This window comes from Mycobacterium sp. ACS4054 (genome assembly GCF_001667275.1).
Classification (GTDB): domain Bacteria; phylum Actinomycetota; class Actinomycetes; order Mycobacteriales; family Mycobacteriaceae; genus Mycobacterium.
This window is the reverse complement of record NZ_LZHV01000041.1, coordinates 113986-127047: the sequence shown is the minus strand read 5'-3', so window position 1 is coordinate 127047 and position 13062 is coordinate 113986. Positions and strand designations below refer to the sequence as shown.

General features: G+C 69.5%; 15 protein-coding genes. 11 read left to right on the top strand and 4 right to left on the bottom strand.

Annotated features, from left to right (window positions below):
* Positions 1 to 25 precede the first annotated feature (25 nt).
* Together A5730_RS09540 and A5730_RS09535 are read left to right on the top strand one after the other, a co-directional pair.
* Positions 26 to 541 (top strand): hypothetical protein, encoded by a 516-nt coding sequence (locus A5730_RS09540; RefSeq protein WP_067898760.1) that lies wholly within the window; start codon positions 26 to 28, stop codon positions 539 to 541.
* A 176-nt stretch (positions 542 to 717) separates the two neighbouring features.
* Positions 718 to 1215, top strand: a complete 498-nt coding sequence (locus A5730_RS09535; RefSeq protein WP_067898757.1) for a hypothetical protein — start codon at positions 718 to 720, stop codon at positions 1213 to 1215.
* On the opposite strand, the gene A5730_RS09530 is transcribed toward A5730_RS09535, so the two are convergent.
* The 3 genes from A5730_RS09530 to A5730_RS09520 form a co-directional block, all read right to left on the bottom strand.
* A complete protein-coding gene (locus A5730_RS09530) occupies positions 1209 to 2093 on the bottom strand; it encodes a sigma-70 family RNA polymerase sigma factor (RefSeq protein ID WP_067898754.1) in 885 nt (294 codons plus the stop codon). The two genes, A5730_RS09535 and A5730_RS09530, sit on opposite strands and share 7 nt — an antisense overlap.
* Positions 2090 to 2686 (bottom strand): carboxymuconolactone decarboxylase family protein, encoded by a 597-nt coding sequence (locus tag A5730_RS09525; RefSeq protein WP_067898751.1) that lies wholly within the window; start codon positions 2684 to 2686, stop codon positions 2090 to 2092. Before A5730_RS09525 ends, A5730_RS09530 begins: the two co-directional genes overlap by 4 nt.
* Before the next feature lie 78 nt (positions 2687 to 2764).
* Positions 2765 to 3079 (bottom strand): type II toxin-antitoxin system VapB family antitoxin, encoded by a 315-nt coding sequence (locus A5730_RS09520; protein WP_067898748.1) that lies wholly within the window; start codon positions 3077 to 3079, stop codon positions 2765 to 2767.
* A 209-nt stretch (positions 3080 to 3288) separates the two neighbouring features.
* Between A5730_RS09520 and hrcA the strand changes: the two genes are divergently transcribed.
* From hrcA to A5730_RS09505, 3 genes are read left to right on the top strand one after another with little or no spacing between them, the layout of a single operon-like run.
* Positions 3289 to 4320, top strand: coding sequence for a heat-inducible transcriptional repressor HrcA (gene hrcA, locus A5730_RS09515; RefSeq protein ID WP_055400804.1), 1032 nt, complete (start codon positions 3289 to 3291; stop codon positions 4318 to 4320).
* Between the two features lie 58 nt (positions 4321 to 4378).
* Positions 4379 to 5527 (top strand): molecular chaperone DnaJ, encoded by a 1149-nt coding sequence (gene dnaJ / locus A5730_RS09510; protein WP_067898745.1) that lies wholly within the window; start codon positions 4379 to 4381, stop codon positions 5525 to 5527.
* 25 nt (positions 5528 to 5552) lie between these two features.
* Positions 5553 to 6347, top strand: a complete 795-nt coding sequence (locus A5730_RS09505; RefSeq protein ID WP_067898742.1) for a 16S rRNA (uracil(1498)-N(3))-methyltransferase — start codon at positions 5553 to 5555, stop codon at positions 6345 to 6347.
* Here A5730_RS09505 and A5730_RS09500 read toward each other — a convergent pair.
* Complete coding sequence (locus tag A5730_RS09500) at positions 6333 to 7076, bottom strand: maleylpyruvate isomerase family mycothiol-dependent enzyme (protein WP_082946781.1); 744 nt, start codon at positions 7074 to 7076, stop codon at positions 6333 to 6335. The genes A5730_RS09505 and A5730_RS09500 overlap by 15 nt on opposite strands.
* A gap of 92 nt (positions 7077 to 7168) precedes the next feature.
* Between A5730_RS09500 and A5730_RS09495 the strand changes: the two genes are divergently transcribed.
* Genes A5730_RS09495 through era form a run of 6 tightly spaced genes read left to right on the top strand, consistent with a single transcriptional unit; the run spans position 7169 to position 12991 of the window.
* Positions 7169 to 7828: a TetR/AcrR family transcriptional regulator gene (locus A5730_RS09495; protein ID WP_067898739.1), complete on the top strand. Its 660-nt coding sequence runs from the start codon at positions 7169 to 7171 to the stop codon at positions 7826 to 7828.
* 56 nt (positions 7829 to 7884) lie between these two features.
* Entirely contained in the window at positions 7885 to 8940 is a 1056-nt protein-coding gene (locus A5730_RS09490; protein WP_055400796.1) for a PhoH family protein, read from the top strand.
* Positions 8941 to 8959: 19 nt separating this feature from the next.
* Positions 8960 to 9493, top strand: coding sequence for an rRNA maturation RNase YbeY (ybeY, locus tag A5730_RS09485; RefSeq protein ID WP_055400794.1), 534 nt, complete (start codon positions 8960 to 8962; stop codon positions 9491 to 9493).
* Positions 9490 to 10788 carry a hypothetical protein gene (locus tag A5730_RS09480; protein ID WP_067898735.1) on the top strand — a complete coding sequence of 433 codons (1299 nt, stop codon included), beginning with the start codon at positions 9490 to 9492 and terminating at the stop codon, positions 10786 to 10788. The genes ybeY and A5730_RS09480 overlap by 4 nt, the downstream gene beginning before the upstream one ends.
* Positions 10785 to 12086 carry a hemolysin family protein gene (locus A5730_RS09475; RefSeq protein WP_067898732.1) on the top strand — a complete coding sequence of 434 codons (1302 nt, stop codon included), beginning with the start codon at positions 10785 to 10787 and terminating at the stop codon, positions 12084 to 12086. Before A5730_RS09480 ends, A5730_RS09475 begins: the two co-directional genes overlap by 4 nt.
* Positions 12083 to 12991, top strand: coding sequence for a GTPase Era (era, locus tag A5730_RS09470; protein WP_067898730.1), 909 nt, complete (start codon positions 12083 to 12085; stop codon positions 12989 to 12991). The genes A5730_RS09475 and era overlap by 4 nt, the downstream gene beginning before the upstream one ends.
* The last annotated feature ends 71 nt before the right edge of the window (positions 12992 to 13062 follow it).

Below are 13062 nucleotides of genomic sequence, written 5' to 3'. Positions count from 1 at the left end.
TGGTGCGCGTATCGAAGGGGGAACCGTGAGGACCGTTAAAACTCTTGCCACCGGCGTGGCGGCGTTTGCCGTCGTAGGGGGAGCCGCCGGTGGCGCTTTCGTCGCCGCACCGATGGATCAGGTGCAACTGGCCGCGCTCGGCGCGCCGTTGCCGCAGGACCCGCCACCGCCGCCCCCGGCCCCCGGCGCCCTGCCGACGCCGGAGCAGCTGTCGACGCTGTGCAACCAGGCCACCGACCCGGGCGTCTCCTACACGACCAAGAACAACCTGGTGGAAAACGGCATCAGCCCCGACGAGGGCCACGTGGCCGACCACGATCTGCGAAAGGCGTACCGCAACGGGAACTTCCCGGAGACGTTCGCCGTGACGAACATCGCGCCGGCCGGCCCGAACCTGGCCCAGGCCGACGTCGCCATCTCGGGACCGAAGTTCGCCGGCCCGGTGCAAAAGCACCTGGTGTTCGTCAACCAGGGCGGCAACTGGATCCTGCAGCACGACGCCGCGATTGCCCTGATCCAGGCGGCGACGGCCACCAACTAGGCGGCCGGCATTCTGGGCGGCCACACAGCCGGCGCACAGGTTGTGCATGTTGTCTTCCTAAGGCGCGGTCGTAACGTGGCCGTGCCGAGACGCGAAACAACAGGAGTAGCAGGCGCGCTGACACCACACCAAATGTGTGGATCCGGTTCAGGCTCGCGCCCGTCGAAGGGGGAACCATGAAGACCGTCAAGTTGCTCGCCACCAGCGCGGCAGCGTTCGCCGTCATCGGGGGTGCGGCCGCGGGGCTGGCCTCCGTCGCGACGCCGATGGACCAGGTGCGGTTGACCGCGGTCGGCGCGCCGTTGCCGCAGGACCCGGCGCCGGCCGCCGACGTCCCGACGGCCGACCCGCTGACCGGCGTGCTGAACAGCCTGGCCGACCCGAGCGTCTCGTTCGCCAGCAAGAGCAACCTGGTTCAGGGTGGCATCAGCGGCATCGAGGCGCACGTGGCCGACAAGAAGCTGCAGAAGGCGGCCAAGAACGGCGACCTGCCGTTGTCGTTCGACGTCACGAACATCCAGCCGGCCGCGGCCGGCTCGGCCACCGCCGACGTCGCGGTCTCCGGTCCGAAGCTGACGTCGCCGGTCACGCAGAACGTCACGTTCGTCAACCAGGGCGGCTGGGTGCTGTCCCGGGCGTCGGCGATGGAGCTGCTGCAGGCCGCCGGTCAGTGATCGGCGCGCAGCGCGCGCAGGTCTGATCGGGCGACGCGGTCGGGGTCGGCCAGCACGTCGATCGAGGCGACCAGGCCGTCGCGCACCACGAAGGCCATGATCGCCGTCGGCCGCCCGTCGACGAAGATGACCGCGCCGGCCGCCCCGTTGACCGTCGCGGCGCGCACCTCGCGATCGGGACCCGCGTATGCGCGGGCCAGCCGCGCCACCGCAGACGCGCCCTGGGTGCGGAAACCGGCGGTGCCGCGGCCGAAGTCGCCGCGCAGCACCACGTCGGGATGCAGCACCGCCACCAGGCGGTCGAAGTCGCCGCTGCGGCCCGCCGCGAAGAACGCGTCAACGGCCTCCCGCTGGGCGGCCACGTCGCCGTCGGGGGCCGGATCGGCCTCCTCGATGCGCCGGCGGGCCCGGCTGGCCAGCTTGCGGGTGGCCTCCGGCGTCCGGCCGACGATCGGCGCGATCTGGTCGAACGGCACCGCGAAGACGTCGTGCAGCACGAACGCCAGCCGCTGCTCGGGCGCCAGGGTGTCCAGCACGACGAACATCGCCAGCCCGACCGCGTCGGCCAGCATCGCGCGGTGCTCGGGGTCGAATTCGCCCTCGGCGTCCACGATCGGGTCCGGCAGCGCGACGCCCAGCCCCTCGCGCGCGTGGGCCCGGCGGTCGCGCAACATGTTCAGGCAGATGCGGGCCACCACGGTCGTCAACCACGCGTCCAGGTTGGCGATGCCGTCGGCGCCGCTGCCGCTGAGCCGCAGCCACGCTTCCTGCACGGCGTCCTGGGCGTCGTCGATCGAACCCAGCATGCGGTAGGCGATCGCGCCCAGCTGCGGCCGCGCCGCCTCGAACCGCGTGGTGATCGACGGGTCCACGCTCATCTGGCGCCCGCGTCGGGCAGGGCGCACACCCGGTTGCCGGAGAAGCCGGACGAACCGATGCCGAGCGCGAGGTTGAAGCGGGCGCGCAGGTTGCCCAGCGTGATGACGTGGGTGAGCCCGACGAGTTGGGCGGTGTCGAAATGCGCTCGCAGGGCGTCGAATAGCTCGTCGCTGACCTCGACGGGGGTGCGGCTGACCGCGGTGGCGTATTCGAGGATCAGCTTGTCGAGCTCGGAAAAGCATGCGGCGCTTCGATAGTCGGCCAGTGCGAGCAGTTCCTCATCGGTCATGCCCCACTGGCGGGCGATCTGCGAACCGAGGTCGATGCAGTACTCGCAGCGCACTGTCGTCGCCGCCTTGAGCTCCGCGAGCGCGCGGTGGCGCGGGCTGAGCACGTCCAGCTTGGACTCGGCCTGCTCGAGCTTCCCGTAGGCGTTGAGCAGCCGGGGGATGTGCGCGTACATCCGCAGCGGTTCCAGCATCCCGGCCGTTTCCAGGCCGGTCATCTGGGCCAGCTTGCGCTTGGTGAAGAAGAAGGCGATCTTGGCGCCCAGACCGGCGTCGCGGTCGGAGACCCCTTGCAACCGGGACATGGCGACCCTCCTAGCAAGTTGCGGTGTGAACCAGCGTCCTCACTGAGTCGACACCCCGCGCCCGGTAAACGTGACCGGCTATCGGGGCGGCCCGGGCGCCATGTCCATGTCGAACACCCGGGCGTGCAGCACGGTGCGGTTTCGCAGCGCCGCACGGACCGCCCGGTGCAGCCCGTCCTCGAGGTAGGTGACGCCCTTCCACCGCACCACGTGCGGGAAGAGGTCGCCGTAGAAGGTGGAGTCCTCCGACAGCAGGCGATCGAGCGCGAGCACCGTCGTCGTGGTCACCAGTTCGTCGAGCCGGATCTGCTGCGGCGGAATCTGGGACCAGTCCCGGTAGGACAGCCCGTGCTCGGGATACGGCTTGCCGTCGCGCACGCCCTTGAAAATCATTGCGCGATCTTCCCCGACGCGTTGCTATGACCCGACCGGTTCATGCTGGACAGGCTAGCCGCAAGAAGCGTCGCCGGCGTCCAAGCCGCCGGTAATGCCGACGGCGGCCAGGGACCGCCCGCCCCGGCAAGCGGCCGCTGGTCGCGGTCAGCACGGTTTGCGACCCGTAAAATGAACCCGGTCAGGGCGCTGCAGGGAGGTGACCACGAGTGGGAAGTGCCGACGAACGTCGCTTCGAGGTGCTGCGTGCCATTGTCGCCGATTTCGTTGCCACCAAGGAACCCATCGGTTCCAAGACGCTGGTGGAGCGTCATAACTTGGGCGTCTCGTCGGCGACCGTCCGCAACGACATGGCGGTGCTGGAGGCCGAGGGCTACATCACCCAGCCGCACACCAGCTCCGGGCGCGTGCCCACCGAGAAGGGTTACCGCGAGTTCGTGGACCGCCTGCACGACGTCAAGCCGCTGTCCGCGGCCGAGCGCAGCGCGATCCTGAGCTTCCTGGAATCCGGCGTCGACCTGGACGACGTGCTGCGCCGCGCGGTCCGCCTACTGGCCCAGCTGACCCGGCAGGTGGCCGTGGTGCAGTACCCGACGCTCACCTCGTCGACCGTGCGCCATCTGGAAGTGATCGCGCTGACCCCGGCCCGGCTGTTGATGGTCGTCATCACCGACACCGGTCGGGTGGACCAGCGCATCGTCGAACTCGGCGACGTCATCGACGACCATCAGCTGGCCCAGCTCCGCGAGATGCTGGGCCAGGCGCTGGTCGGCAAGAAGCTGTCGGCGGCCTCGATCGCGGTGGCCGACCTGGCCGGGAACCTGCGCGCCCCCGACGGCCTGGGCGACGCCGTCGGCCGCTCGGCGACGGTCTTGCTGGAGCAGCTGGTGGAACACACCGAGGAACGCTTGCTGATGGGCGGGACCGCCAACCTGACCCGCAACGCCGCCGATTTCGGGGGCTCGTTGCGCTCGATCCTGGAAGCGCTCGAGGAGCAGGTGGTGGTGCTGCGGTTGCTGGCGGCCCAGCAGGAAGCCGGTAAGGTGACGGTGCGCATCGGCCATGAGACGGCCGCCGAGCAAATGGCCGGCACCTCGATGGTGACCACCGCCTACGGCACCTCCGACACCGTGTTCGGCGGAATGGGTGTGCTGGGGCCCACCCGGATGGACTATCCGGGAACTATCGCCAGCGTCGCCGCGGTTGCCCTATATATCGGCGAAGTCCTGGGTGCTCGATGAACGCGCACCCGCAGTATGCGCAGGCGCGGGATAAGGACCAGGTTTAGGAGAGTCAGGCGTGGCACGCGACTATTACGGGCTGCTCGGCGTGAGCAGAAACGCCAGCGATGCGGACATCAAGCGCGCGTACCGCAAGCTGGCGCGTGAGCTGCATCCCGACGTCAACCCCGATGAGGGCGCGCAGGCGAAGTTCAAGGAGATCAGCGTCGCCTACGAGGTGCTGAGCGACCCCGAGAAGCGGCGCATCGTCGACCTGGGCGGCGATCCGATGGAAAGCGCCGCCGCGGCGGGCGGCGGCTTCGGGGGCGGCTTCGGCGGCCTGGGCGACGTGTTCGAGGCCTTCTTCGGGGGCGGCTTCAGCGGCGGGGCGACCTCGCGCGGCCCCATCGGCCGGGTCCGGCCGGGCTCGGACTCGCTGCTGCGGATGCGGCTCGACCTCGAAGAGTGCGCGACCGGGGTGACCAAGCAGGTCACCGTCGACACGGCGGTGCTGTGCGACCGCTGCCAGGGCAAGGGCACCAACGGCGACTCCGTGCCGATCCCGTGTGACACGTGCGGCGGGCGCGGCGAGGTGCAGACGGTGCAGCGGTCCCTGCTGGGCCAGGTGATGACCTCGCGGCCCTGCCCCACCTGCCGCGGCGTCGGAACGGTCATCCCCGACCCGTGCCACCAGTGCATGGGCGACGGCCGGGTCCGGGCCCGCCGCGAGATCAGCGTCAAGATCCCCGCCGGTGTCGGCGACGGCATGCGGGTGCGGCTCGCCGCCCAGGGCGAGGTCGGGCCCGGGGGAGGGCCGGCCGGCGACCTGTATGTCGAGGTGCACGAACAGGCCCACGACGTCTTCGTCCGCGAAGGCGACGACCTGCACTGCACGGTGTCGGTCCCCATGGTCGACGCGGCGCTGGGCGCCACCGTGACCATCGACGCCATCCTGGACGGCATCAGCGAGATCACCATTCCGCCTGGCACGCAACCGAATTCGGTCATCACGTTGCGTGGCCACGGGATGCCCCACCTGCGGTCGGGCACCCGGGGCGATCTGCACGTCCACGTCGAGGTGTTGGTGCCCACCCGGCTGGACCACCACGACACCGAACTGCTGCGTGAGCTGAAGAACCGGCGCAGCCGCGACGTCCCCGAGGTCCGCTCGACCCACGCCGGCGGCGGCTTGTTCAGCAGGCTGCGCGAAACCTTCACCGGGCGCTAGCCTTCTCGGTTCGCCGAGCCACCCGATGGTCGCCACCCTCTTCTACGTCGACGCGCTGCCCGATGTCGGCGAGTTGGCCGTCGTCGACGGGGACGAGGGCTTTCACGCGGCGACCGTGCGGCGGATCCGGCCCGGTGAGCAGCTGGTCCTCGGCGACGGCGCCGGGGGCTTGGCGCACTGCGAAGTCGAGCACGCCGGCCGCGACGGGCTGCGGGCCCGGGTACTGGAGCGTTGGAGCGTCGCGTCCGGTCGCCCGGCGGTGACGGTGGTGCAGGCGCTGCCCAAGTCCGAACGCTCCGAGCTGGCCATCGAATTGGCCACCGAGGCGGGCGCCGACGCGTTTCTGGCCTGGCAGGCGGCCCGGTGTGTGGCGAATTGGCAGGGCGGTCGCGTGGACAAGGGCCTGCGCCGGTGGCGCGCCGTCGCCCGGTCGGCGGCCCGGCAGTCGCGCCGGGCGCATATCCCGGCGGTCGACGGCGTGCTGTCCACCGCCGAGCTGACGCGGCGGGTCCGGGAGGCTGTGGCCGCCGGATCGGCGGTGCTGGCCCTGCACGAATCGGCCGCCGGTCGGCTCGCGGATTGCCATGTCGCGCAAGCTGATTCGGTGTGGCTGGTGGTCGGGCCGGAGGGCGGCATGGCGCCGGAGGAGGTCGCCGGGTTGGCCGACGCCGGCGCGGTCCCCGTGCGCCTCGGCCCGCAGGTGTTGCGGACGTCGACCGCGGCCGCGGTGGCGTTGGGTGCGATCGGCGTGCTCACGCCCCGATGGGACGCTGCCGGCTTGGACGGCGGTGTCGGCGATGCCGCCTCAGAAAACGCTTAGCTGGCGCGCGATCTCGAGGTTCGCTCGGTCTCCGTGCGCTTGCACGCCGAGGGCTTCCCACGTTCCGCGTTGACTGACCCATCGCACGAATGCGTCAGCAGCCGAGGCGATTTGGGCGGTCACGTCCCCGTCGCCGAACCGCAGCGTCCGTTCGCAACCGTCGGTGAGGCGGATCTCCACCGCGCCGCCCAAGCGCCCCAGGAGGTCGGCGTTCTGTTGGGGCAACGCCGCCTCGATCCAGTCCACCGTCGGTTGCAGCCGCAACGCATCGGAAGCGGGGGGTTCCGCCCGCAGCGGGCCGTCCGGCTGCAGCAGGTCGTATCTGATGTGGACGTAGTGCTCGAAGGCGAACGCCGCCGGGATCTCCGACGCCGGGTACGTCCCGACATCGCCGAGCGGCACCTCGAAGTCCTGATCCGCCGCGGCCGCGAGGACCTCGAGGCCCTTCGAGCTGACCGATTCGTAGTCCTCCACAATCTCCCGCGACGTCATGCCGCGACGCGATTCGACGTACAGGTCCGCCGCGCGCTCCGCCGGCAGGCCCTTCGGATCGGGCAGGTGCGACGGGTCGACCGCCAGCCAGAAACTGCATGCCATGTGGGACACGACGTCGCGCACCGACCACCCCGGGCAGCCACTGGCCTGCGCCCAGTCGGAGTCGTCCAACGATCGAAGAATAGCCAGCAGCGCCTCGCGGTCCGCCTCGACGGCCTGTATCGCAGAGTTCATCGTCAACCGTGTCCCTTCCTTGGATTCCGCCGTCCCGCTGCTATCTTCAGAGCGAGATTCATACGGTATGTATGAACATACATACAGTATGTATGAAAGGCAATGGCTTGACCGACGAACGGCGGACCCAGGCGGAGCGCTCCGCGGAAACGCGGGAGGCGCTGGTCTCGGCGGCGCGGCCGTTGTTCGCTGCCCAGGGTTTCTCGGAGGTGGCCCTCGAGGCGATCGTGCGCGCGGCGGGCGTGACCCGCGGCGCGCTCTATCACCACTTCGCCGACAAGACCGAGCTGTTCGCGACCGTGTTCGAGCAGGTCGAGGCGGAGGTTGCCGCCCGCATGGGCGAGGCGATCGCGGCGTCCGGCGAAACCGACGCCATCGAGGTGATGCGGTTGGGCGCCACCTATTGGCTGGACGCCTGTTCCGATCCCGAAATCCAGCGCATAGCGCTGGTGGACGCCCCTGCGGTGCTCGGTTGGACGCGGTGGACCGAGATCGGCAATCGCTACAACCTCGGGTTGGTGCGGGCGCTGCTTTCCGGCGCGATCGAGACCGGCCGCATCCCGTCGCAGCCGATCGAGGCGACCGCGCTGACCATGCTCGGCGCGATGCGCGAGGCCACCCTCTATGTGGCGAGGGCCGAAGATCACTCAACGGCACGCCGCGAAGCCGGCGCCGTCATCGACCGGTTGATCCGGGCGCTCAGCGCAAGCGACGGCGGTGAGGAAGCTGACCAACCGAGGACCCCGGCGTAGACTTAGGCAGCCGAGCAAACCACTGACAAGCCGAGAAAGCAGGCATCGAGAGCCACGTGACGCCCCGCGAGACCAGCGCTGTTGACGCAGCCGGAGGCCTCCAGGCCAACGCCCAAGTACGCAGCAGCATCGATGTTCCGCCCGATGTCGTCGTCGGCTTGTTGGGCTCGGCAGACGAAAACCTTCGCGCCCTGGAACGCAGCCTGAACGCCGATCTGCACGTGCGTGGCAACGCCGTGACCGTCTCGGGCGAACCGGCCGACGTCGCGCTCGCCGAGCGGGCGATCTCCGAGCTGGTCGCGATCGTCGCCAACGGTCAGCCGCTGACGCCCGAGGTGGTGCGCCACAGCGTCGCGATGCTGACCGGCACCGACAACGAGTCGCCGGCCGAGGTGCTCACCCTCGACATCCTGTCGCGGCGGGGAAAGACGATCCGGCCCAAGACGCTCAACCAGAAGCGTTACGTCGACGCGATCGACGCCAACACCATCGTTTTCGGGGTGGGCCCGGCCGGCACCGGCAAGACGTACCTGGCCATGGCCAAGGCGGTCAGCGCGCTGCAGACCAAACAGGTGAACCGCATCATCCTGACCCGGCCGGCGGTGGAAGCCGGTGAGCGGCTTGGCTTTCTGCCGGGCACGCTGAGCGAGAAGATCGACCCGTATCTGCGGCCGCTCTATGACGCGCTCTACGACATGATGGATCCCGAGCTGATCCCGAAGCTGATGTCCGCCGGGGTCATCGAGGTGGCGCCGCTGGCCTATATGCGCGGCCGCACGCTCAATTCGGCCTTCATCGTCCTCGACGAGGCGCAGAACACCACCGCCGAGCAGATGAAGATGTTCCTCACCCGCCTCGGCTTCGGGTCGAAAATGGTCATCACCGGCGATATCACGCAGGTGGACCTTCCCGGCGGCGCCAGGTCGGGCCTGCGGTCGGCGATCGAGATCCTCGACAGCGTCGAGGACATCCACATCGCGGAGCTGACGAGCGTGGACGTGGTGCGCCACCGGCTGGTGTCCGAAATCGTGGATGCCTACGCGAAATTCGAGGAGCCCGGCCTGATGAACCGGGCGGCCCGTCGGGCGTCGGGCTCCCGCGGGCGCCGGTGAGAAGTTTCGTGAGCGTCTTATGAGCATCGAGGTATCCAACGAGTCGGGCATCGACGTGTCCGAAACCGAATTGATCAGCGTCGCAAGGTTTGTCATCGCCAAGATGGACGTGAACCCGGCGGCCGAACTGTCAATGGTGCTGCTGGACACCGCCGCGATGGCCGACCTGCACATGCGCTGGATGGACCTGCCCGGTCCGACGGACGTGATGAGCTTCCCGATGGACGAGCTCGAGCCGGGGGGGCGGCCCGACGCGCCGGAGCCGGGGCCGTCGATGCTGGGCGACATCGTGCTGTGCCCGGAATTCGCCGCCGGCCAGGCCGACGCGGCGGGCCACAGCCTGGGCCACGAGTTGGCGCTGTTGACCATCCACGGCGTGCTGCATCTGCTGGGCTACGACCACGGCGAGCCGGACGAGGAAAAGGAGATGTTCGCGCTCCAAGGCCGATTGCTCGAGGAATGGGTCGCCGAGCAGGTCGAGGCCTACCATCAGGATCGCCAGCAGGAACGGGATCGCCGGTTGCTGGACAAGTCGAGGTATTTCGACAATTGAGGCTAGGCAACGCATTTGGGATCGCGGCCGCGGCCGTCATTGCCCTCGCCCCGTTTTCGGCGGTAGCCACCACGATCGGGGTGGCGCAGGCGGCCCCGTGCGCCGGCCCCGGGTCGAACCCCACCAGTTGCCAGTGGTGCCAGTACCTGGTGGCGCAGTACCACACCTCCAACGTGTGCTCGCAGGCCGCGCCGCCCCGCCGCGCTGAACCCAGCCCAAGCGAAGTGCCGGTGCAGATCCCGGCGATCCCGTCGTACGAACCGCCGAACCCGGTCCCGGTGCCGGCCCGGCCGCTGGTTCCACCAAACCTGCCGCCCGGCAACGCCGTTCCGACGATCAGCCCGGCGGGTCCCGACGCGCCGAGAAACGTCGCGGTGGTGGCGCCGCCACGGGGGCTCGACGTTCCGCCGCAGGCGGTCGCCGCGGCCAAGGCCGCCCCGCCGACGCGGGTCAATCCCGCCGACCCCCCCAAGCCGCCGAAGCAAGTCGACTTCAACGAGCGGGTGCAGAACGTCGTCAGCGTCCACCGGGAGAACGTCGACGTCCTCAAGGTCGACAATCAGCGGCTGGTCCGGCCGCGGCACTGGGACTACGTCGACTACGACGACGCCTATCGCCGCCCGGCCATCTTCAACCCGCTGAATCAGGGCATGACGTTCCGCTACTCCTACAACGGCGCCGACCGGGAGGCCTACGTGCCGGCCGGCGGCCGGATCGTGCTCGATGCGGCCACCGTCGGGGTCGTCCCCTTCACCGCGGTCGGCGACAGCTGGGTGGCCGCGGGCAGCTTCTACGGCGGGGGTTCGGTGCCGCCGGAGGGCTTCAACGGGCCCCCGCCGCCGGACTACAAGCCGCCGGAGCCACCGAAGGTGTACCCGAACGTCTTGGTCGGCATCCCCGCCGTCAACCAGACGGTGGAGGTCGGTCACGTGGCGGTGGTTGGCCGCGACGAGAGCCAGCCCGGCGGCGGCCAGGACGTCTTCCTGCTCGACGACACCACGATGGCCTGGGGCCAGGTCAACGACTCGGCCAGCGGGAACTCCCAGATCCGGGTGACCATGACCCAGTCGCTGCCCCACGCCGGTCCGACCGACGACGGCAGCTTCCTGGTGGTGCTGGCCGTCCGCCCGCACGAGGAACCCACCCAGCCGGCCCCGAGCTGGTGGCCCTCGGCGTTGGGCTTCGGGGCTCTCGGAGTCGTGGTGGGCCTCGGCGCCTGGGCGCTCAACCGGAAACGCAGCGACGACGACGAAGAAGAGGAGCCCGTCGTCACGTCAAGGTCTTCCGGCAATTGACCGGCCTCTCGTGGCTGCTCGGCGCGATGGCGCTGATCGCCCTCGGCGGGCTGTTCGCGGCGATCGACGCCGCCATCAGCACGGTGTCGCTGGCCCGGGTGCAGGAGCTGGTGCGCGAGGAGCGGCCCGGCGCCGTCTCGCTCTCCGACGTGATGGCCGAGCGGCCGCGCTACATCAACCTCGTTGTGCTGCTGCGGATCACCTGCGAAATCACGGCGACCGTGCTGCTGGTGCTGTTCCTGTACGACAATTTCGGCCTGACGTGGGGGTTGTTCGGCGCCGCGGCGATCATGGTGGTGGTCAGCTTCGTCGTCATCGGGGTCGGCCCGCGCACCCTCGGCCGCCAGCACGCCTATTCCATCTCGTTGACGACGGCCGTTCCGCTGCGGCTGATCTCGTGGTTGTTGATGCCGCTCAGCCGGTTGCTGGTGGTCCTGGGTAATGCGCTGACGCCCGGTCGCGGTCTGCGCAACGGCCCGTTCGCGTCCGAGATCGAGCTGCGCGAGGTGGTCGACCTCGCCCAGCAGCGCGGCGTGGTCGCCGCCGACGAACGCCGGATGATCGAGTCCGTTTTCGAGCTCGGCGACACCCCGGCCCGCGAGGTGATGGTGCCGCGCACCGAGATGATCTGGATCGAAAGCGACAAGCTCGCCAGCCAGGCTTTGAACCTCGCGGTGCGCAGCGGGCACTCCCGCATCCCGGTGATCGGGGAGAACGTCGACGACATCGTCGGCGTGGTGTACCTGAAAGACCTTGTGCAGCAGAGCTTCCTGTCGGGCGACCGGGGGCGGGGCATCACCGTGGCGCAGGTGATGCGCCCGGCGGTGTTCGTGCCGGACTCCAAGCCGCTGGACACGCTGCTGCGCGAGATGCAGCGCGACCGCAACCACATGGCCCTCCTCGTCGACGAGTACGGGGCGATCGCCGGGTTGGTCAGCATCGAAGACGTGCTGGAGGAGATCGTCGGCGAGATCGCCGACGAGTACGACGAGGCGGAGACCGCGCCAGTAGAAGACCTGGGCGACAAGCGGTTCCGCGTGTCGGCGCGGTTGCCCATCGAAGACCTCGGCGAGCTGTACGACGTGGAATTCGACGACGACCTCGACGTCGATACCGTCGGTGGCCTGCTCGCGCTGGAACTCGGCCGGGTCCCGCTGCCCGGGGCGGAGGTGGTCTCGCACGGGTTGCGGCTGCAGGCCGAAGGCGGGGCCGACCATCGGGGCCGAGTACGGATCGGCACCGTCCTGTTGAGTCCGGCCGAGCCCGAGTCCAACGGTTCCGACGGCAAGGCGCAATGACGCAGGAAAGCGAATTCCGTTCCGGCTTCGTGTGTTTGGTGGGCCGGCCGAACACCGGCAAGTCGACGCTGACCAACGCGCTCGTCGGCGCCAAGGTGGCGATCACCTCGAAGCGCCCGCAGACCACCCGTCACACCATTCGCGGCATCGTGCACCGGGAGGACTTTCAGATCATCTTGGTCGACACGCCGGGCCTGCACCGGCCGCGCACCCTGTTGGGCAAGCGGCTCAACGACCTGGTGCGCGACACCTACACCGAGGTCGACGTCATCGGGCTGTGCATTCCGGCCGACGAGGCGATCGGGCCCGGTGACCGGTGGATCGTCGACCAAATCCGTTCGACCGCACCGAAAACGACGGTCGTGGGTATCGTCACCAAGATCGACAAGGTGCCCAAGGACCGGGTGGCCGCGCAACTGGTCGCGGTCAGTGAACTGCTCGGCGGCGACGCCGAGATCGTCCCGGTGTCCGCGGCCACCGGGGCGCAGGTGGACGTGCTGATCGGCGTCCTCGCCGCGCCGCTGCCCCCCGGCCCGGCGTACTACCCCGACGGCGAGCTGACCGACGAACCCGAGGAAGTGCTGATGGCGGAGCTCATCCGCGAGGCCGCCCTGGAGGGCGTCCGCGACGAATTGCCCCATTCGTTGGCGGTGGTGATCGACGAGGTCAACCCGCGCGAGGACCGCGACGACCTGATCGACGTGCACGCATTGCTTTACGTCGAGCGCGACAGCCAGAAGGGGATCGTCATCGGCAAGGGCGGCGCGCGGCTGCGGCAGGTGGGCACCGCGGCGCGCGGCCAGATCGAGAAGCTGCTCGGCACCAAGGTGTACCTCGACCTGCGCGTCAAGGTCGCAAAGAACTGGCAGAGCGACCCCAAACAGCTTGGTCGGCTTGGCTTTTGAATTGCCGACGCGAAGGTTTCCACCGCCCGCGAGCGGGTAACCCGGTGGTGGCCGCGGAGGACGATACCGTC